The sequence below is a fragment of the Paracoccus sediminicola genome (assembly GCF_027912835.1).
Classification (GTDB): domain Bacteria; phylum Pseudomonadota; class Alphaproteobacteria; order Rhodobacterales; family Rhodobacteraceae; genus Paracoccus; species Paracoccus sediminicola.
The window spans coordinates 1,454,463-1,472,118 of sequence record NZ_CP115768.1 but is presented as its reverse complement, the minus strand read 5'-3'; the positions used below and the strand labels follow the sequence as shown (position 1 = coordinate 1,472,118).

General features: G+C 64.4%; 18 protein-coding genes and 1 tRNA gene. 10 read left to right on the top strand and 9 right to left on the bottom strand.

What is annotated here, in order from left to right; genetic code table 11:
* Positions 1-21 precede the first annotated feature (21 nt).
* The 4 genes from PAF18_RS07220 to PAF18_RS07205 form a co-directional block, all read right to left on the bottom strand.
* Positions 22-594, bottom strand: coding sequence for a hypothetical protein (locus PAF18_RS07220; RefSeq protein ID WP_271117923.1), 573 nt, complete (start codon positions 592-594; stop codon positions 22-24).
* A gap of 60 nt (positions 595-654) precedes the next feature.
* Entirely contained in the window at positions 655-2,430 is a 1,776-nt protein-coding gene (locus tag PAF18_RS07215; protein ID WP_271117922.1) for an acyl-CoA dehydrogenase C-terminal domain-containing protein, read from the bottom strand.
* 51 nt (positions 2,431-2,481) lie between these two features.
* Entirely contained in the window at positions 2,482-2,880 is a 399-nt protein-coding gene (locus tag PAF18_RS07210) for a MerR family transcriptional regulator (RefSeq protein ID WP_271117921.1), read from the bottom strand.
* A gap of 199 nt (positions 2,881-3,079) precedes the next feature.
* A complete protein-coding gene (locus PAF18_RS07205; RefSeq protein WP_271117920.1) occupies positions 3,080-3,460 on the bottom strand; it encodes a MerR family transcriptional regulator in 381 nt (126 codons plus the stop codon).
* A 141-nt stretch (positions 3,461-3,601) separates the two neighbouring features.
* Here PAF18_RS07205 and PAF18_RS07200 point away from each other — a divergent pair, with 141 nt between their 5' ends.
* Genes PAF18_RS07200 through PAF18_RS07190 form a run of 3 tightly spaced genes read left to right on the top strand, consistent with a single transcriptional unit; the run spans position 3,602 to position 5,857 of the window.
* Positions 3,602-4,042, top strand: coding sequence for a PaaI family thioesterase (locus PAF18_RS07200; protein WP_271117919.1), 441 nt, complete (start codon positions 3,602-3,604; stop codon positions 4,040-4,042).
* Between the two features lies 1 nt (position 4,043).
* Entirely contained in the window at positions 4,044-4,544 is a 501-nt protein-coding gene (locus tag PAF18_RS07195; RefSeq protein WP_271117918.1) for a PaaI family thioesterase, read from the top strand.
* A gap of 5 nt (positions 4,545-4,549) precedes the next feature.
* The gene (locus tag PAF18_RS07190) at positions 4,550-5,857 is read left to right on the top strand and encodes an MATE family efflux transporter (RefSeq protein WP_434802247.1); all 1,308 of its coding nucleotides are present in this window, start codon (positions 4,550-4,552) and stop codon (positions 5,855-5,857) included.
* 1 nt (position 5,858) lies between these two features.
* Here the strand turns inward: PAF18_RS07190 and hemF are convergent, their stop codons facing one another.
* Positions 5,859-6,722, bottom strand: a complete 864-nt coding sequence (gene hemF, locus PAF18_RS07185; RefSeq protein WP_271117917.1) for an oxygen-dependent coproporphyrinogen oxidase — start codon at positions 6,720-6,722, stop codon at positions 5,859-5,861.
* A gap of 189 nt (positions 6,723-6,911) precedes the next feature.
* Here hemF and PAF18_RS07180 point away from each other — a divergent pair, with 189 nt between their 5' ends.
* Positions 6,912-7,325, top strand: coding sequence for a hypothetical protein (locus tag PAF18_RS07180; protein WP_271117916.1), 414 nt, complete (start codon positions 6,912-6,914; stop codon positions 7,323-7,325).
* On the opposite strand, the gene PAF18_RS07175 is transcribed toward PAF18_RS07180, so the two are convergent.
* Genes PAF18_RS07175 through clpS form a run of 3 tightly spaced genes read right to left on the bottom strand, consistent with a single transcriptional unit; the run spans position 7,322 to position 9,438 of the window.
* Entirely contained in the window at positions 7,322-8,131 is an 810-nt protein-coding gene (locus PAF18_RS07175; protein WP_271117915.1) for an SDR family NAD(P)-dependent oxidoreductase, read from the bottom strand. The genes PAF18_RS07180 and PAF18_RS07175 overlap by 4 nt on opposite strands.
* Entirely contained in the window at positions 8,128-9,117 is a 990-nt protein-coding gene (locus tag PAF18_RS07170) for a class I SAM-dependent methyltransferase (RefSeq protein ID WP_271117914.1), read from the bottom strand. The genes PAF18_RS07175 and PAF18_RS07170 overlap by 4 nt, the downstream gene beginning before the upstream one ends.
* Before the next feature lie 3 nt (positions 9,118-9,120).
* Positions 9,121-9,438, bottom strand: a complete 318-nt coding sequence (gene clpS, locus PAF18_RS07165; protein WP_271117913.1) for an ATP-dependent Clp protease adapter ClpS — start codon at positions 9,436-9,438, stop codon at positions 9,121-9,123.
* Between the two features lie 322 nt (positions 9,439-9,760).
* On the opposite strand from clpS, the gene PAF18_RS07160 reads away from it, so the two are divergent.
* On the top strand, positions 9,761-11,314 hold the full coding sequence (locus tag PAF18_RS07160; protein ID WP_434802252.1) for a D-alanyl-D-alanine carboxypeptidase family protein: 1,554 nt from the start codon (positions 9,761-9,763) through the stop codon (positions 11,312-11,314).
* A 276-nt stretch (positions 11,315-11,590) separates the two neighbouring features.
* Here PAF18_RS07160 and PAF18_RS07155 read toward each other — a convergent pair whose 3' ends face one another.
* Positions 11,591-12,583 carry a 2-hydroxyacid dehydrogenase gene (locus PAF18_RS07155; protein WP_271117911.1) on the bottom strand — a complete coding sequence of 331 codons (993 nt, stop codon included), beginning with the start codon at positions 12,581-12,583 and terminating at the stop codon, positions 11,591-11,593.
* A 290-nt stretch (positions 12,584-12,873) separates the two neighbouring features.
* Between PAF18_RS07155 and PAF18_RS07150 the strand changes: the two genes are divergently transcribed.
* The 5 genes from PAF18_RS07150 (at position 12,874) to PAF18_RS07130 (ending at position 17,575) form a co-directional block, all read left to right on the top strand.
* Positions 12,874-13,533, top strand: a complete 660-nt coding sequence (locus tag PAF18_RS07150; RefSeq protein WP_271117910.1) for an SH3 domain-containing protein — start codon at positions 12,874-12,876, stop codon at positions 13,531-13,533.
* Positions 13,534-13,737: 204 nt separating this feature from the next.
* Positions 13,738-13,812: transfer RNA gene (locus PAF18_RS07145), tRNA-Thr, on the top strand.
* Positions 13,813-13,963: 151 nt separating this feature from the next.
* Positions 13,964-15,409 (top strand): oligosaccharide flippase family protein, encoded by a 1,446-nt coding sequence (locus PAF18_RS07140; RefSeq protein WP_271117909.1) that lies wholly within the window; start codon positions 13,964-13,966, stop codon positions 15,407-15,409.
* A gap of 14 nt (positions 15,410-15,423) precedes the next feature.
* Positions 15,424-16,458 carry an ATP-grasp domain-containing protein gene (locus PAF18_RS07135; protein WP_271117908.1) on the top strand — a complete coding sequence of 345 codons (1,035 nt, stop codon included), beginning with the start codon at positions 15,424-15,426 and terminating at the stop codon, positions 16,456-16,458.
* A gap of 28 nt (positions 16,459-16,486) precedes the next feature.
* Positions 16,487-17,575, top strand: coding sequence for a cellulase family glycosylhydrolase (locus tag PAF18_RS07130; RefSeq protein WP_271117907.1), 1,089 nt, complete (start codon positions 16,487-16,489; stop codon positions 17,573-17,575).
* Positions 17,576-17,656 lie beyond the last annotated feature (81 nt).

The window sequence follows — 17,656 nt, the reverse complement described above, 5'->3', positions numbered from 1 at the left end:
CCGCCGGGCGCGACTGTGAACTCAATTGCCGCCGGCCGGAAGCGCGACGCCGCGGAACTCCGGATAGGCCCGGCGCAGATCGGTCAGCGTCTCGGGATCGCTCAGCCCCAACAGATACCATTCGCCGCCATCGATCAGCGCCAGCGTCGTGACCTGCTGGGTGGCGCTTTGCCCGCCGGCCCTGATCTGCGCCACGCCCGGCACAAGTGCGTAGGGCCGGCCCTCATCCGTCTCGCCGATCAGCGCCTGCGAGATATCGCTGCGGCCAGCAATCTCAAGCTCGGAAGTCAGCCCGGAGATCATCGCGCCCGCCGCGGCGGTTGCGAACTCGGGCGAGGTGCCCATCTCGTCGGCCAGATCGGCAATCATGCGCGGCGGCAGATAGGAAACAAGCGCCGCGATATTGCCGCTGTTCAGGTCGCGGTCGAATGCGGCGACCCGGTCGGCCAGTGACTGCCGCTGCCCGGAGTCCAGAAGGCTGGTGCTGGCATAGCTTTCGCTGGCCGGGGTCCCGGTGGGCGCGCAGGCGCTCAGCCCGAGGGTCGCGGCCAGCACAAGTGACGCGAGCGCTGCGCGGGGTGTGAAAAACATCATTACGAACTCCTGTCAGGATAAATGAACACGGCGGCACGGACCGCCGCGCTCATCAAGCCCTCAGAACTGCTCGGCGTCCAGTTCCATGACCGGATCGGCACCGGATTCGATGCGCGCCAGATGGGTCGCGGTCATCGGAAGCTGGCGCTTCATGTAATAGCGGCCCGTGGCGAGCTTGGTTTCATAGAAGCTCTTGTCACCGGTGCCGTCGGCCAGTGCCTTGTTCGCCGCGACCGCCATGCGCGCCCACATCAACCCCAGAGCGGTATGCCCGAAGAGATGCATGAAGTCATAAGATCCGGCGAGCGCGTGGTTCGGGTTCTTCATGCCGTTATTCATGAAGAACATCGCCGCGGCCTGAAGATCCTTCGACGCGGCTTTCAGCGGTTCGAGGAAATCGCCCTTCAGAGCCTCGTCCCCGTCATGCTCCTTGATGAAGTTCTTCACCTCGTCGAAGAAGGCCATGACATATTTTCCGCCATCCTGCGCCAGCTTGCGCCCGACCAGATCCAGAGCCTGAATGCCGTTCGCGCCCTCATAGATCATCGCGATCCGGGCATCGCGGACGAACTGGCTCATCCCGTGTTCTTCGATATAGCCGTGGCCGCCATAGACCTGCTGAGCCAGCACCGTCACGTCGAAGCCGCGATCGGTCAGGAAACCCTTGATGACCGGAGTCAGCAACGAAATCATCCCCTCGGCAGCGTCATCGCCGTTATTGGCGCGGTCGATCTGATGCGCGCCCCAGAAAGACAGCATCCGCGCGCCTTCCAGGAAGCTCTTCTGATCCATGAGCGAGCGCCGAATATCAGGGTGCACCATCAGCGGATCGGCGGGTTTCTCGGGCGCTTTCGCCCCGGTGACCGCGCGCCCCTGAAGCCGGTCCTTGGCGTATTCCACCGCGTTCTGATAGGCGGCCTCGGCCACGGCATAGCCCTGAAGGCCGACGCCGATCCGCGCTTCGTTCATCATCGTGAACATGGCGCGCATCCCCTTGTGGAGATCGCCGAGCAGCCAGCCCTTCGCGCCGTCATAGTTCATCACGCAGGTGGCATTGCCGTGAATGCCCATCTTTTCTTCGAGATTGCCGACGCTCACCCCGTTGCGCTCACCCAGCGAGCCGTCTTCGTTCACCAGGAATTTCGGCACGATGAACAGCGAGATCCCTTTCGTGCCCTCACCCCCGCCGGGGGCCTTGGCGAGCACCAGATGGATGACGTTCTCGGCCAGATCGTGATCGCCCGCGGAAATGAAGATCTTCTGCCCGGTGATTGCATAGGACCCGTCATCCTGCGGCTCTGCCTTGGTGCGCAGCATGCCCAGATCGGTGCCGGCGTGCGGCTCGGTCAGGTTCATGGTGCCGGTCCATTCGCAGGACACCATCTTCGGCAGGTATTTCTGCTTCTGATCGGCGGTGCCGTGGGTGTGGATCGCGGAATAGGCGCCATGGGTCAGGCCCTGATACATGTTGAAGGCCATATTCGCCGAGACGAAGATCTCGCCCGTCGCCAGTCCGAGAACATAGGGCATGCCCTGACCGCCATATTCGGGATCGCAGTCAAGTGCGGTCCAGCCACCCTCTTTCATCGCCTCGAATGCAGCGTCGAAGCCTTTGGGCGTGCGCACCACGCCGTTTTCCAGAACGCAGCCCTGCTGGTCGCCGACCGTGTTCAGCGGCAACAGCATGTCGGTCGCCAGCTTGCCGGCGGCATCCAGCACCGCCTCGGTGAAGTCGCGGTCCAGCTCGTCATGGCCGGGCAGGCCCGAGGCGGGGATGTCCAGCACGTCGTGAAGGATGAACTGCATGTCGCGCACGGGCGCATTGTAAATCGGCATGATCGGTCCTGTCGGTTGAATGTCGTGTGGGGATGGGGACGGCCGCAGCGATCAGGCGCTGTGGCGTTCGTCACTGCGTTCGGTCAGCAGGCGCTCGGCCTCGGCGATCTGCTGGGTCAGGTCGATGATCGCGGTCTTCAGCTCTTCCTGCTGGCGCATCATGTCGGCCAGACGCTGCCGCGAGGCGTCGATCGTCGCGGCAAGCTGGGTGACGTTGTCTTCGCCGGGATTGTAGAGTTCGAGCAGCTGGCGGATCTGTTCCAGGCTGAAACCGAAACGCTTGCCCTGAAGGATCAGCTTAAGCCGGCCGCGATCCTGACGGTCATAGAAACGGTGCTGGCCGCGACGCTCGGGCGCGATCAGCTCACGCGATTCATAGAAGCGGAGCGTGCGCGGTGTCACGTCGAACGCATCGCACATCTGACGGATGGTCATGAGATCTTCAGCCATGGCGGTGCCTCCTCTATTTCACAATGCGGCTGAACCTAGCTTGTGAGTGCTAATATGACATTAGTTGACGCGAACGTAAACTAAGACGCTGCGTCACCGAACCTCCTGGACGCGATCGGCGCGGATGCAAAAAAACACCCGCCTGACATATGCCTGACGGGTGGTGCATGATGATCGATAGCGAGGGAACGGGTCGGGCTCAGCCCATCTTACGGAGGATCTCGACCGTTTCGTCGCGCAATTCGCGCAGATCCCTGATCGCGACGCCAAGGCTTTCCTGCTGCTCCTGCAACAGCTCTATCTGGCGGTTGGCGCGGTCGATCCAGACCTCGTATTGCTCGCGGTCGCCCTTCTGGTCGTACATTTCCAGCCATTGCCGGATCTCTTCGAGGCTGAACCCGAAGCGCCGCCCGCGCAGGATCAGTGTCATCCGTGCAACCTCGCGGCCCGAATAGAACCGGGTGCGGCCTTCTTTGCGGGGTTTGAGCAGCTCGATATACTCATAGTAACGCAGCGTCCGCGGGGTCACGTCGAAGCGGGCGCACATTTCTTTGAAGCTGAGTTCGTCGGAACCTTGCATCTTGATCCTGCGCTTCGGAAATTTGTCTGCAACGCTAAACCGGAAGGGCTGATCCCGCAACCATATGCAAAGGAAACTAACCTCTATTGCAGGCAGCCGCCCCGGACGGCTATCAGCAGGACATCAATGCGGGAGTGCATCATGACCAGTGACGAGCCGACAGCCAGCGAGATCCGCGACCGCGTGGCGCAGCAATTCATCGAGGCGCTGCCCTTCGCCCGTGCGCTCGGCATGAAGCTCGAGCGGCTGGAGGAGGGGGAGGCCGAAATATCGATGGGCTGGCAGGAGGATTTCGTCGGCGATCCGCGCAGCGGCGTGGTGCATGGCGGGGTAATCTCGGCGCTGATGGACACCTGCAGCGGTGCCGCGGTGCTGTCGCATGGCACGGCGCCGAAATCGACGGCGACGATAGATCTGCGCATCGACTATATGCGCGGCGCGACGCCGGGACAGAAGATCACCGCGAGATCGCATTGCTATCACGTCACCCGCTCGGTCGCCTTCGTGCGCACCCAGGCCTTCGATGACGACCGCGCCGATCCTGTCGCCACCGCGACCGGCGCCTTTACGCTGGAGCGCTGAGATGGCCAACCGCAATGAACCGCTTCAGCAGGTCAAGAACCGCCGCGACAGCGCGTTGAATGCGCTTGTCGGTGGCGTGCCCTATATCCGCTGGATGGGCATCCGCTTCGACCGCCGCGGGGACGAGCTGACCGCGGTGATGCCGTTCGACGAAAAGCTGATCGGCAACCCGTTCCTGCCCGCGATCCACGGCGGTGCGACCGCCGCCTTTCTCGAGATCGCGGCGATTATCGAACTGTCTTGGTCGGCGATCTGGGAGGATCTCGAATCGGGTCGGATCGTGCCTGACGCGGCGATCCCGGACACGATGCCGCGCCTGCCCAAGACCATCGACTTCACGGTGGATTATCTTCGCTCTGGCCTGCCGCGCGATGCCTATGCGCGGGCCAATGTCGTGCGTTCGGGCCGGCGCTATGCCTCGGTCCATGTCGAGGCGTGGCAGGATAACCGGGCCAAGCTCTTTGCACAGGCCACCGCGCATTTCCTGATGCCTCAGGGCTGATCCGCGTGACAGGAATCCGGCCGATCACCCATCGCCGGGTGCTGGCGATCGCGCTGCCGATCGTGCTGTCCAACGCGACGATACCGATCCTCGGTGCGGTCGATACCGGGGTGATCGGCCAGCTTGGCGAGGCCGCGCCCATAGGGGCGGTCGGCGTGGGTGCGGTGATCCTCACCTCGATATACTGGGTGTTCGGGTTTTTGCGCATGGGGACTTCCGGCCTCGTCGCACAGGCCCATGGCGCCGGCGACGGCACCGAAACCGGGGCGCATCTGATCCGCGCCCTGGTCATCGCGGCGGTGGCTGGGCTGTCATTGATCCTGCTGCACCCGCTGCTGTTCGGCGCGGCCTTCCGCCTTGCCCCGGCCAGCGCCGAGGTCGAGACGCTGGCCGGGCGCTATCTCGCGATCCGCATCTGGGGCGCGCCCGCGACCATCGCCCTTTACGCCATTACCGGCTGGCTCATCGCGATGGAGCGCACGCGACACGTGCTTGTGCTGCAGTTGCTTCAGAACGGGCTGAACATCGTGTTGGATCTCGGCTTCGTGCTCGGGCTCGGGCATGGCGTCGGCGGGATCGCGGCGGCCACGCTGATCGCCGAGTTCTCGGGGCTGGCGCTCGGGCTGTGGTTCTGCCGCGAGGCGCTGATGGCGGCCACCGGGCGCGCGGGGCTGTTTGCGCGGCACCGTCTGATGCGGCTGTTGCGGGTGAATTCGGATATCATGATCCGCTCGGTGCTGCTGCAAGCGTCCTTCACCAGCTTCATCTTCCTGTCGGCCGGCGAGGGCGATGTCACGCTCGCCGCCAATCAGGTGCTTCTGCAATTTCTCCAGATCACCGCTTTCGGTCTGGACGGTTTTGCCTTTGCCGCGGAATCGCTGGTCGGGCAGGCGGCAGGCGCGCGCCGGCCCGCCGCGCTGCGCCGCGCCGCGGTGCTGTCCAGCCAGTGGGGCGTGGCCGGAGCGGCACTTCTGGGGCTGGTCTTTCTGGTCGCGGGCCCGTGGATCATCGACCTTCTGACCACCGCCACCGAGGTCCGCGCCGAGGCCCGGCACTTCCTGCCCTGGCTCGTCGCCGCCCCGCTGATCGGGATTGCAAGCTGGATGCTGGACGGGATCTTCATCGGTGCCACCCTGACCGGGCGGATGCGCCGCGCCATGATCGAGACGGTCTGCGTCTATGTCATGGCGCTGCTGATCCTGCCGACTGCCTTTGGCAATCACGGGCTTTGGGCGGCGCTGATGGTGCTGAACCTGACCCGCGCGCTGACCATGGCGCGGTTCTACCCAGAGGCGGAAGCGGCGGCGCGCTAGTTCAGACCCATTTCGCCAGCGGCGGCAGGCTCATCAGCACCGCATCGGCGTTATGTCCCGTCTCCAGCCCGAATTTCGTGCCGCGGTCATAGACAAGGTTGTATTCGGCATAGAGCCCGCGATGAATCAGCTGTGCGTTCTTGTCGGCGCCGTCAAAGGGCTGGGTCATGCGCTTTTCGACGAGCGGCAGGAAGGCGGGCAGAAATGCCTCTCCCACGGCGCGGGTAAAGTTGAAATCGGCCCGCCAGTCGCCGCTGTTGAGATCGTCGTAAAAGATCCCTCCCACACCCCGCGCGCGCCCACGATGGGGGATAAAGAAATACTCGTCCGCCCAGGCCTTGAAGCGGTCGTAATAATCCGCCCCGTGCGGCGTGCAGGCCGATTGCAGAATGGCGTGAAAATGCGCGGTATCCTCGGCGTATTCGATGCAGGGGTTGAGATCGGAGCCGCCGCCGAACCACCAGGCGTTCGGGGTCCAGAACATGCGCGTGTTCATATGCACCGCCGGGGCGTGGGGGTTCTGCATATGCGCGACCAGGCTGATGCCGGACGCCCAGAACCGCCCGTCTGACTCCATCCCCGGCACGCCCCGCGCGGCCATCGCCGCCTGGGCACGGGGCGAAAGCGTGCCGTGCACCTCGGACCAGTTCACCCCGACCTTCTCGAAAGCACGCCCGCCGCGCATCACCGACATGAGCCCGCCGCCGCCATTCCCGGCCCGCTCGGTCGGGGTCACATCGAAGCGCCCGGCCGGAACGTCTCCGGCCGCGCGATCCTCCAGCATTTCGAAAGCGGCAGTGATCCGGTCGCGCAGGGTCCGGAACCAGTCCGCGGCCTCGCGGCGCTCTTTCAGCATCTCGGCCATGTCATGTCCTCGCGATGGGGCGGCAACCCGGTCCGGGGCCCTTGCAAATGTCGCGCCGTTCCTAAAGCCGCTTGAACGGGCAGGCAATGTCGGGATTGTCGCATCAGAGCGCGCGCTGACGAAAGTTGATTTGTGACTGCGTGGGACCGCCGCTAACCTCGCACGAAACGTAGACATTCAGGCGCCGACATGATCCGACCCCTCGTCCTCACCCTGCCGCTTCTGGCCGTGCTGGCCGCTTGCGGCACCCCGCAGGAGCGCTGCATCAGCCGCAACACGAGCGAATACCGCGCGTTGAGCAGGCTTCTCGATGAAACCAATGCCAATCTGGCGCGCGGCTATGCCTGGCGCGAGCGCGAGGTGTCGCGGACGGCCTACACGACCTGCCGCCGCCCGGTGCGCGACGATGACGGAGAACTGCGGATCGTCAGCTATGGCTGCTGGCGGGACCGGATCGACACCGAGCGCTATCGCGTGCCCATCGATCCGGCCGCCGAAAGACGCACCCGGGATAACCTGCAGGCAAAGCTGGACTCCGAGACGGCGCGCGCTGCAAGCGCCATACGGCAGTGCCGCGCGGCCTATCCGGAAGACCGGGCCTAGAACATTGCCGCCTGAACCGGGTCCAGAAGGCTGCGCCCGCCATCGACATTGATGATCTGGCCAGTCACGAAACCGGCCCCGTCGCCGACCAGATACAGCACCGCCTCGGCGAGTTCTTCGGATTCGGCGATACGGCCCATCGGCGTGCCCCGGATGATGCCGTCGCGAAGCTCGGGATTTTCCTTGAGCATGGTTTTCAGCTCATTTGTCATCACCGATCCGAAGGCAACGGAATTCACCCGGATGCGCTGAGGTGCGAGAGCGAGGGCAAGCGCGCGCGTCGCCTGATCCTGCGCCGCCGAGGCGATGGAATAGGCCAGCAACTCGGGGTGTGGGCGCTGCGCGGCCAGCGTCGTCAGATTGACGATCGCGCCCGAGATGCGGCCATCATCGTTCTTTTCCTCTTTCCGCTGCGATATCATCCGCTTGGCCACGATCTTCGACATGCGCAGCCCGGCCATGAGGTTTTGCCGCAGCATCTCTTCGAGATCTTCCTCGCCACCGCCCAAAGGGTCGCTTGGCTTCACCAGGCGATGCGCGTTCACCAGAATATCGACCCGGTCAAACGCGTCGATCGTGGCCGAAAGCAGATTGGCCATCGACAGTTTCTGAGACATGTCCGCACTGAAGCTGCGTGCCCGGGCATCCTCGCCGAACCGCTCGATTTCCTGATCGAGGGCTTTCTCGTCCACATCGGCGAGCATCACATTCGCACCGCGATCATGAAGCTGCCGGGCAATGGCAAGCCCGATGCCGCGCCCGGCGCCGGTAACGATGGCGGTCTTGCCGTCGACGGAATTGCTCATGTTTTTCTCCTGCTCTTACTGCCCGCGCCGGTGGCGCTCAGGATCTTGAAGCGGGTGTCGCCGCCGATCTCGGTCACATCGGCGAAATGGCGGGACAGCTCGGCCTCATACGGCAGATGCCGGTTTGCCACCATCCACAACCGTCCGGCGCCGGTGAGCATCCCGGCAGCGCTGCGGATGAACGCCGCACCGAGTCCCGGATCTGCTGCCCGGCCCTGATGGAAGGGCGGGTTCATGATGACGCCGTTCACCGGCTCGGGCAGGCGAAAATTGCGGGCATCGGCCCAGTGGAACCGGGCGCGCGGATCTGTCACGTTCTGCCTTGCGCAGGCGAGCGCCGCATGATCGGCCTCGACGAGATGCAGCTCATCGACGCCGCGATGGGTCAGGATCTGCGCCGACAGCCAGCCCCAGCCCGCGCCCAGATCGACGATGCGCATCGGCAGTTTGTCGGGAAGTGCTGCCGCAAGTGCGGCAGAACCGGGATCGACGCTCTCGGCCGAGAACATGCCGGGCAGGGTGGTGAACCCCGGCGCCGGTGAGATCGGTTGCGCCTGCCAATCAGCGGGGATCGCGCCCGGATCGCTCAGCAGGGCGATCTTGCCATGCGCCTTGGCGTGAACTTCAGATATGTCAGCGAGCGACTTGATTTCCTTGAGAATGGATTCGACCCCATCGGTCTTCTGACCGTCGATCCAGAGCGCGCCGCCCTCGACCAGATGCGCAGCGGCCTCGGCCAGACGGGCGCGTGCGGCGGCGCGGGCGCGAGGGATGGTCACCAGCGCCGTCTCGAACTGGCCCTCGGCCTCGGTCGCGACTTCAAAACCCCGCGCCTTCAGCGCTGCGTGATGTTGCGCCATTCCCTCGACGATAAGCGTGCGCTCGGCCGCGAAGACCGACAGATCCTCCGCGCCATCCACCCCGAGGATCAGCATCCTGCCGGGCGGAGCGTCGGGGAAGGCAAGCGCCAGGCGGGCAGCGCGCATCGTCTATTCTTTTTCCATGGTGCATTGCAGCGGATGCTGCTGACGGCGCGCCAGTTCCATCACCTGCGCGACCTTTGTCTCCGCGATTTCATGAGAGAAGACGCCGACCACGGCGATGCCCTTGCGGTGCACGGTCAGCATGATCTCCATCGCCTGGGCGTGGGACATGGCAAAGAGCCGTTCGAGCACATGCACGACGAACTCCATCGGGGTGAAGTCATCGTTGAGCAGCAGCACCTTGTACATGGGCGGGCGCTGCGTTTTCGAACGCGGTTTGACGGCGAGATCGGTCTCCTCGCGGTGGCCGGGATCCTGGGACATAGCAGACGATTATCGGGTGATTGTTGGCTTTGCCCGAATATAGGCGGTTTTGGCGCCAATGAAACCCCGTCCGCTGCGGCGAATTCCGGCTGAGCGCGCGTGAGGCGTCCGAAAATCGCGAAAATGCGAGGTTTCCGCACGGGATTCCCTGTGCTATTGTCGAAATATTAACGACGGCCCACTAAAAGAACCGGGCCGCATACAGGCAGAAGAGATCGAGACAGTGACCAGATTCAGCACGACGTTCCGCGCAGGATTGCTGACGCTATTGGCGTTCCTGATTCCCCTCGCCGCGCAATCCGCGCCCTTTGCGGCCTTTGTCATGGATGGCCGAACCGGCAAGCAGATCCACGCGCAAAACGCAGATACGCGTCTGCATCCGGCATCTCTGACCAAGATGATGACGCTTTACATGGCCTTTACCGCGATCGAACGCGGGCAGGTGCGGCTCGATACGAAATTCACCGTATCGACCAATGCCGCGAACGAGGTGCCCTCGCGTCTCGGTCTGCGCGCCGGTCAAAAGATCGAGCTGCGCTATCTGATCCGCGCCGCGGCGATCAAATCGGCCAATGACGCGGCCACGGCGATCGGCGAGAACCTCGCCGGCTCCGAGGCCAAGTTCGCCGCGCAGATGACCGGCATGGCGCAGGCGCTTGGCATGCGGAATACCCAGTTCCGCAACGCCAACGGGCTGACCCAGTCGGGCCATTTCTCGACCGCCCGCGACATGACCACGCTCGGGCGGCGGCTCTTTTACGACTTTCCGCAATATTATTCGATCTTTTCGCGCCGCTCGGCCGATGCGGGGATTGCCACGGTGCGGTCGACCAACCGCAATTTCCTCAGCAACTATGCGGGCGCCGACGGGATCAAGACCGGCTATACCCGCGCTGCCGGCTTCAATCTGACCGCTTCGGCGCAGCGCGGATCGAAGCGGATCATCGCCACGGTCTTCGGCGGCACCTCGACAGCGCAGCGCAACGCCACCATGGCGAAGCTGCTGGATATGGGCTTCGGCCGCGCCCCGACCCGCGTGCGCGAGGTCAAGCCCGAGCCGCCGCAATATATCGTCGATCGGGGCTCCAGCCGGAAGGTGGCGACGGCAATGACCAAATCGGTCGCACCCGAAGCGCGCCCGGCATCGCTCGCGGCTGCGCCTGCGGCGCAGGCCTCGGTGCCACGGGAAAGCCTCAACTCGGCGCTGAACGACGCCATGGCGCTCGCCGCGTCCCAGAAACCCGCGCCGCAGCCGCAACCCGCCACGCCCAAGGCCAGCGTGCGGCTGGCCAGCAGCGCGCGCCCGCCGGCAAAGCCGGGTGGGGCGAGTTCGGTCGCGCAGGGATCTACGGATGAGGCTGTGAAGACGGCTTTGGCAGAGGCTGCCGCGCCCGCCTCGGGTGGCAAGACATTGCTGACCGCGTCGGCCCGTCCGGTCCCGTCCCCGCGCCGCGAGGCGACGCCCAGCGCGGTCGCTGCGGCCAGCACCGCCAACGTGGTCCCGTCGAATAACGACCTGACGCTGGACTCCTCTCCGAAACCCGAGCGCCGCTCTGAGACGGTCATCATCAGCTCTGGCGGAAATGGCGGCACCCCCGAGCCGAAGCCGACCGAAAAGATTGCGCGGGCTTCCTCTTCGGGCGGGCAGGCCTGGGGTGTCTCGCTGGGTCGCTTCAAGACCCGCGATCAGGCGGATGCGCGGCTGATGCAGGTGGCGATGCAGGAAAGTGCGCTGCTGGAAGGGTCCCTGCGTCATGTGCGTGAATCGTCCAAGGGTTACGAGGCGACCCTGGTCGGGCTGTCGCAAGCCGATGCAAGCAAGACCTGCGCGAGCCTCTCCGAACAGCAACTTCGCTGCGACGTGACCGCGCCCTGATCCGCGCAAGGCTGATCCGATCCTTCGGGGCCGCATCCGGGTGATGCGGCCCCTTCCTGTTCAGCCCGGCGCGGCGTTCCCGATATGAGAAATAAAACGGGCAGGCTCGGCCTTAACGCGGATGGGGAGCCTGACCGTCATCGCGCGGTGCGTAACTTCCCCTACCGCGCCCTTCTTAAGGAGGATTTACGGAGCCGAAGGGAGGAACATCGCGGGATCGATAAGGGGGACTCGTGTGAGCTGCGCTGTCGAGCAGCAAGGGCCGCGTGCTTGTCCTCAAAGCGTTCCCGGCACAACCAGATCCGGCGGGCGGTGACCATTCGCGTAGGTCTGGATGTTGAGGATTACCTTCTCGCCCATCTCGATGCGGCCTTCCTCCGTCGCGCTCCCCATATGGGGCAGCAGCACGACATTGGGCAGATTGCGAAGCCTTGGATTGGCCTCATGCCCATGCTCATACACATCCAGCCCGGCCCCCGCGATCTCACCGGCGCGCAGCATCCGGGTCAGGGCGTTTTCGTCGATCACCTCGCCGCGCGAGGTGTTGATGACCACGGCCGAGGGTTTCAACAAGCGCAGCCGCCGCGCCGAGAGCAGATGAAACGTTGCCGGCGTATGCGCAACGTTGACGCTGATCACATCCGTGCGGGCGAGCATCTGATCGAGGCTGTCCCACCATGTCGCATGCAGCTCCGCCTCGGTTTCGGGGCGCAGCCGGCTGCGATTGTGGTAATGGATCTCCATCCCGAAGGCGTGGGCGCGCCGCGCGACCGCGCGCCCGATCCGGCCCATTCCGAGGATCCCCAGCTTGCGCCCGCCGATCCGCCCGCCGAGAAAAGCGGTGGGCGACCATCCCTCCCACTCGCCGGACTGCATGACCGTGAAACCTTCGTGCAGACGCCGCGTCACAGCGATGATCAGCGCCATGGTCATATCGGCCGTGTCTTCGGTCAGCACGCCCGGCGTGTTCGAGACCTGGATATCGCGCTGCCGGGCCGCCGCCACGTCGATATGGTCGATCCCCGCGCCGTAATTGGCGATCAGCTTCAGCCGATCACCGGCCCCGGCCAGCAAGTCGGCGTCGATCCGGTCGGAGAGGGTCGGCACCAGCACGTCGTTTTCCTGCATCAGCGCCAGCAGCTCGCTGCGGCCGAGCCGCCGGTCATCCTCGTTGAGCCGCAACTCGAACAGATCGCGCATCCGCGCCTCGACCGGCGCCGGCAGGCGTCGCGTTACGGCCACACGTGGCCTGGATTTGCCGCCAGCCATGAATTCCTCTCTTTCAAACGAAGGCGCCTTGCGGCAAACTGCACCTGATCGGGGCGCAGGCACAAGACCCCGGAAGCCGTGCAAAGACATGGCAGATCAGAGGCAGCGCGGCGCAAGTCGCGGAACATATCAAGCGGCGAAAAGTCGCGCAGAGGGCAGGTTAGTAAACGATGGCGTATATCTCTCCGTCATTCCGCCGGGCATTTCGTTCGGCGAAGCGTCAAGGATTAGGAAGCTCTGGGGCTCATGCGGGTGCCAGATGGCGCGCGCTCGGCTGGCCGGCAAAGGCGGTGCTGGGCGCTGGCGCAGTGGCGCTGACGATGGCGGTGCTGCATCCAGCCCACGCGTTGAGCAAGGGCGAAGAGGACGCGCCGAGCGTCGCGGCGCCCGCCGCGCTGACGACAGCGCCCGCCACAGCACCCGCGCCTGCTGCCGCCGTCCCAAAGTCGACCCGTCCGGAGACCCGGCCGACGAGGCTGGCCGCCGTGAAAACCGACGCGACCCAGCCCCCCGCTGAAGTCAAGCGCGGCCCGGTCACCCGCCTGCCGATCCCGCGCTATGTCTCGCTGAAGGGCGAGGAGGGGAATGTGCGGCGCGGACCATCCCTGTCGCACCGCATCGACTGGGTGTTTCGTCACTCGGGCATGCCGCTCCGGGTGGTTGGCGAATACGGCCATTGGCGCCGGATCGAGGATCGCGACGGGGCCGGGGGCTGGATCCATTATCAGCTTCTGTCCGGCGTGCGCACCGCCATCGTACAACAGGAGATGGTCGAGCTGCGTTCGCGCCCCGATCTGAACGCCGGGGTCATCGCCAAGGCCGAAGGCGGGGCCATTGTGCGGCTCGGAGAATGCGACATCGGATGGTGCCGGATCTCCGGCGCCGGAGCCAAGGGCTGGGTCCAGAAATCCGCGATCTGGGGCGTCGAGCCCGCTGAGATCCGCAACTGAAGACCCGCCCGTTCGCGCGGCCCGAACCATCGCCGCGTCACCTGCGCCCCGGCAAGTCCGGGGCGTTTTTCTATCTCTCGCGGGAATGCCTTGCGGGAAAGCATGTTTTTCGTCACCGCAGAGGGGCAAAAACTTCGCCCGCCCCCTTGCGCCGCGACCGGGGCTCGTCTAAATCGCGCCTCACGGTCGAACGAGGCCGATCAGGCTGCCGTAGCTCAGGGGTAGAGCACTCCCTTGGTAAGGGAGAGGTCGAGAGTTCAAATCTCTCCGGCAGCACCATTTCCCAGCCAGTTCCGCGACATGCCTTGCCCGCAGATGGCGTGATCGCGCGCTGTTCAACATTCCGGCAACGGTCGCGCTGCATTGCCACTGCCGCTTGCGCCCTGCGGCGAATGGGCGCACAAGGCGCTCGATTTTTCGAGGTCGTTCTATGGCGAGTTTCAAGATTTGGATCGGCGCGTCCGCCGCCGATACGATCACCCGGCTGGCGGTTCAGCTGGGCAGTACGATGGTGGTCGCGCGGATTCTCAGCGCCGAAGAGTTCGGTCTGGCCAGTATGGTGCTGGGCGTGAATACCATCATGGCCGCCTTTATCGGCCTGCCTTTCGAAGAGTCCCTGGCGCAGCGCCGCAAGCTTTATACCTCGCATCTCGAGACCGCGCTGTTCGTGTCCGCGGTTCTCACGGTGGCCTCTGTGGCGATATCGGGCGTGTTCGGTCCGGTGATCGAACATCTCGCCAGTGCCGAAGGATTCGCGATGGCGCTGATCGTTTCGAGCCTGCTGCTGTTCGCGCAGGGGCCGGGCGCAGTGGCGCGCGCGGTGGCGCGGCGGCATCGGCGTTTCGTGGACCTTTCTGCCTGCAATGCGATCAGCACGACGCTGGCCTGCGGCGCGGCGATCCTCGCCGCCTTTGCCGGTTGGGGGGTGTATTCTCTGATCCTGCAACGGCTGCTGCCGAATGTGTTTTTTCCGGTGCTCGCCGCCGGAGCGCTCAGGCTGCGCGGTCAGCGGATCATGCTTCCGGTGCGCTGGCACGGCCAGCGGTTCCGCGAGCTGTTCCGCTTCTCGTGGCTGCATCTGGCGGATGTCGGCGTCACGAATTCCGGTCCTGCTGCGCTCGCCTTTCTGACCAATGCCTATTTCGGGCAGGCGGTTCTGGGGCAGCTGAACATCGCTTTGCGCATCGTCGATCCGCTGCGTATGGCGCTGATGAGCGTCGGCCATAATCTGGCCTTCTCGGTTCTGGTGCGGTTGCAGACCGATGCGCGGGCGCTCACCTCGAAGGCCGGAGACATCGCGGCGGGCACCGGCTTCTTCATCATTCCGGCCTTCGTCGGGCTGGCCGTCAGCGCGCCGGTTCTGCTGCCGCTTCTGGTCGGGCCGGGCTGGGATGAATCGGTGCCGCTGTCGCAGATGCTCTGCCTCGGCGTCGGTATCGCGCTGCCCTTCCGTTTTTACTTTTCCGGGTATTCCGCCCTTGGTCGCCCGGAATATGGGCTCATCAGCAGCACCGTCGCGCTCGTGGCGATGGCTGTCTTTTTCGTTCTTGGCGCGCAGCTGAACATGCCCAACACGCCGGGCGTGGCCTTCGTCGCCTATGAGGCGGCCACCGTCTTCATCGGCATAGGTTTTGCGGTCTATCTTCTCGGCCGCGGTCTGACCGAGCCGATGGAGCGTCTGGTCCGGGCCTGGATCGGTGCCTGGATCATGGCGGCGCTCGTCGACTGGTTGTGGCTGCGGGGAACAAATATCGACGTTTCATCGTTCCGTCTTCTCGCCATAGTTCTCACCGGAATGGCGGCCTATCCGGTGATCATGCTGGTCGTATGCCCCCGTTGCATGCGCGATTTCCTTCAACTCGTCCGCAGAACTTAGTGCAGAGTCTTCAATTGCTTACCTTTGTCATCTCGGAAGAACATCAATACACGATCCGCGATGTTCTCGAAACGCGCGACCATGCCCTTCACGGGCGGGTCATCATCCTGTCATATGACGATTTCCTGTCGCTTCCGCGGCTGCCTCGCTCGACCTATCTGTTTCTCGATATCGAGCGGCTCGCGCACGAGCAGGTTGAGCGGATCACCTCTCGGCTGCAACATCTCGAAGCGGCGGCGCAGGGGTTGCGTGTGCTGAACCGCCCCGACCGGATCGGCAGCCGGATGCAGATCATGGGGGCGCTGAAACGGGCCGGGATCAATGATTTCGACCTGCTCCCCATCGACACGCCGCCCGAAAAGCTGCGTTTTCCCGTCTTCCTGCGCGGAATAAGCGATCATGACGGGCCGAAATCCCAACTGATCCAGAATGCCGCCGAACTGTCACAGGCGATTGCCGCGCTCGACATGCCGCAGGGCTATGGGATCACCGAATATGTCGATGCCCGCAACGCCGACGGGCTTCATGAAAAGCGGTCCTATATGCGCATAGGCGACAGCCTGTTCCCCTCTGCGCTCGACACCAGCCAGCATTGGGTCTGCAAGGGCGAGCATAGCGATCCCGCCAATGTCGCGCAGCCAGACCGCGAGATCGCTTTTCTCAACAGCGACGAGGATCGCGAGGTATTGCGCCGCGGTTTCGAGGCAGCAGGCATAGATTACGGCCGGGCCGATTACGCGATTATCGACGGTCGACCGCAGATTTTCGAGATCAACACCAACCCCTGGCTCGAGCCGCCCGAGAACGTTCCCGCCATTTCACGCCAGGGCGCGCTGATCATGATACGGCGCTTCTTCGAGGCGCTGATCGGGCTCGACGCCGCGACGCGGGATGGAAAGCGCGGTTGGGTCGCGGTGAAGGGAGCCTCGCGGAAGCCCGCCGGGCGGATGAATCGGCGCGGCATCTTCCATCGCGCTTTGCACATGATCGGTCGGTCTCAGGACGAGACCCGCGTCATGCGCCGTCTTCGGGATCTGCGGCTGCTCTGAGCGGGGCAGTCCAGCGAAAGGAGCCGCCATGCCATCGCCCGGCCCGCTGCGGCGTTTCATACCGGCACTGGTCGCGCTCGGTCTGTTTGCGGCGCAACCTGCTGCGGCCCAGATGCGGTCCGCGCCTGCCGAGACAGCCCCCGGAACGCCGGGCATGGCGGTCGGGCTGAACGCGCTGCGCGATCAAAGCGCCGCCGAGCTGCGCGCCGAATTCGAGGATTACGTTCGCCTCGGAGTGCGTTGGCTGCGCACGGATATCTATTGGGCCGACGTGCAGGCTGCCGGCCCGAATCGATTCGACTGGGAGGAGACCGACCGCATCGTCGATCTGGCCGAGGAGTTCGGGCTGAATTTTCTGCCCGTGGTCGGAACTACGCCGAGATGGGCGCGGAATATCGCCGAGGGCGGTTCAACGCCGCGTGACCCCGCCGAGTTCGCCCGCTTCATGACCGCCGCGGTCGAGCGCTACGCCCCGCGCGGCATCCATGTCTGGGAGATCTGGAACGAGCCGAACCTCTCCGGTCCCTGGCCGCCCCATCCCGACCCACAGGCTTATGCGGCGCTTCTGATCGCGGCCTACGACGCCATCCATGCCGCCGATCCCGATGCCACGGTGATCCTCGGGGGCATGTCGGCCGTTCGCTGGACCGGCCCGCCCTTCAACCTCCAGCACTATGCGGCCCCCGCCTTCCTGCGCGAGGTCTACGCAGCAGGTGCTGGCGATTCTTTCGATGCGGTGGGTTATCACCCCTATAGCTATCCCGACCTTCCCGACCCTGACTGGCGATGGAATGGCTGGGGCATGATGGCGATCGCGCTGCGCGACATCATGGAGGCGAATGGCGATGCCGAAAAGCGGATCTGGATCACCGAGTTCGGCGCACCCAGTTCGGATCGCAATGGTGGCGTGACCGAAGCCGAGCAGGCCGAGATCCTGCGCGAGGGCTTCCGGCACGCCCGCGCGCATGACTGGATCGGACCGCTTTTCTGGTACAGCTATCGCGATCTGGGCAGCGATCCGGACAATAATGAAGAGTGGTTCGGAATAGTAAACGAAAACGGTCGGCGCAAAGCCGCTTGGGACATTTATCAGGGGTTCTCAAACGAAGTTCGATAGGCCAACAAACGGAGTGTATCCGAAGGTTACCAGTTGAACTTATCGTGAAAACCGCCTCTGGCGGCAGAAAAAACCTAACCT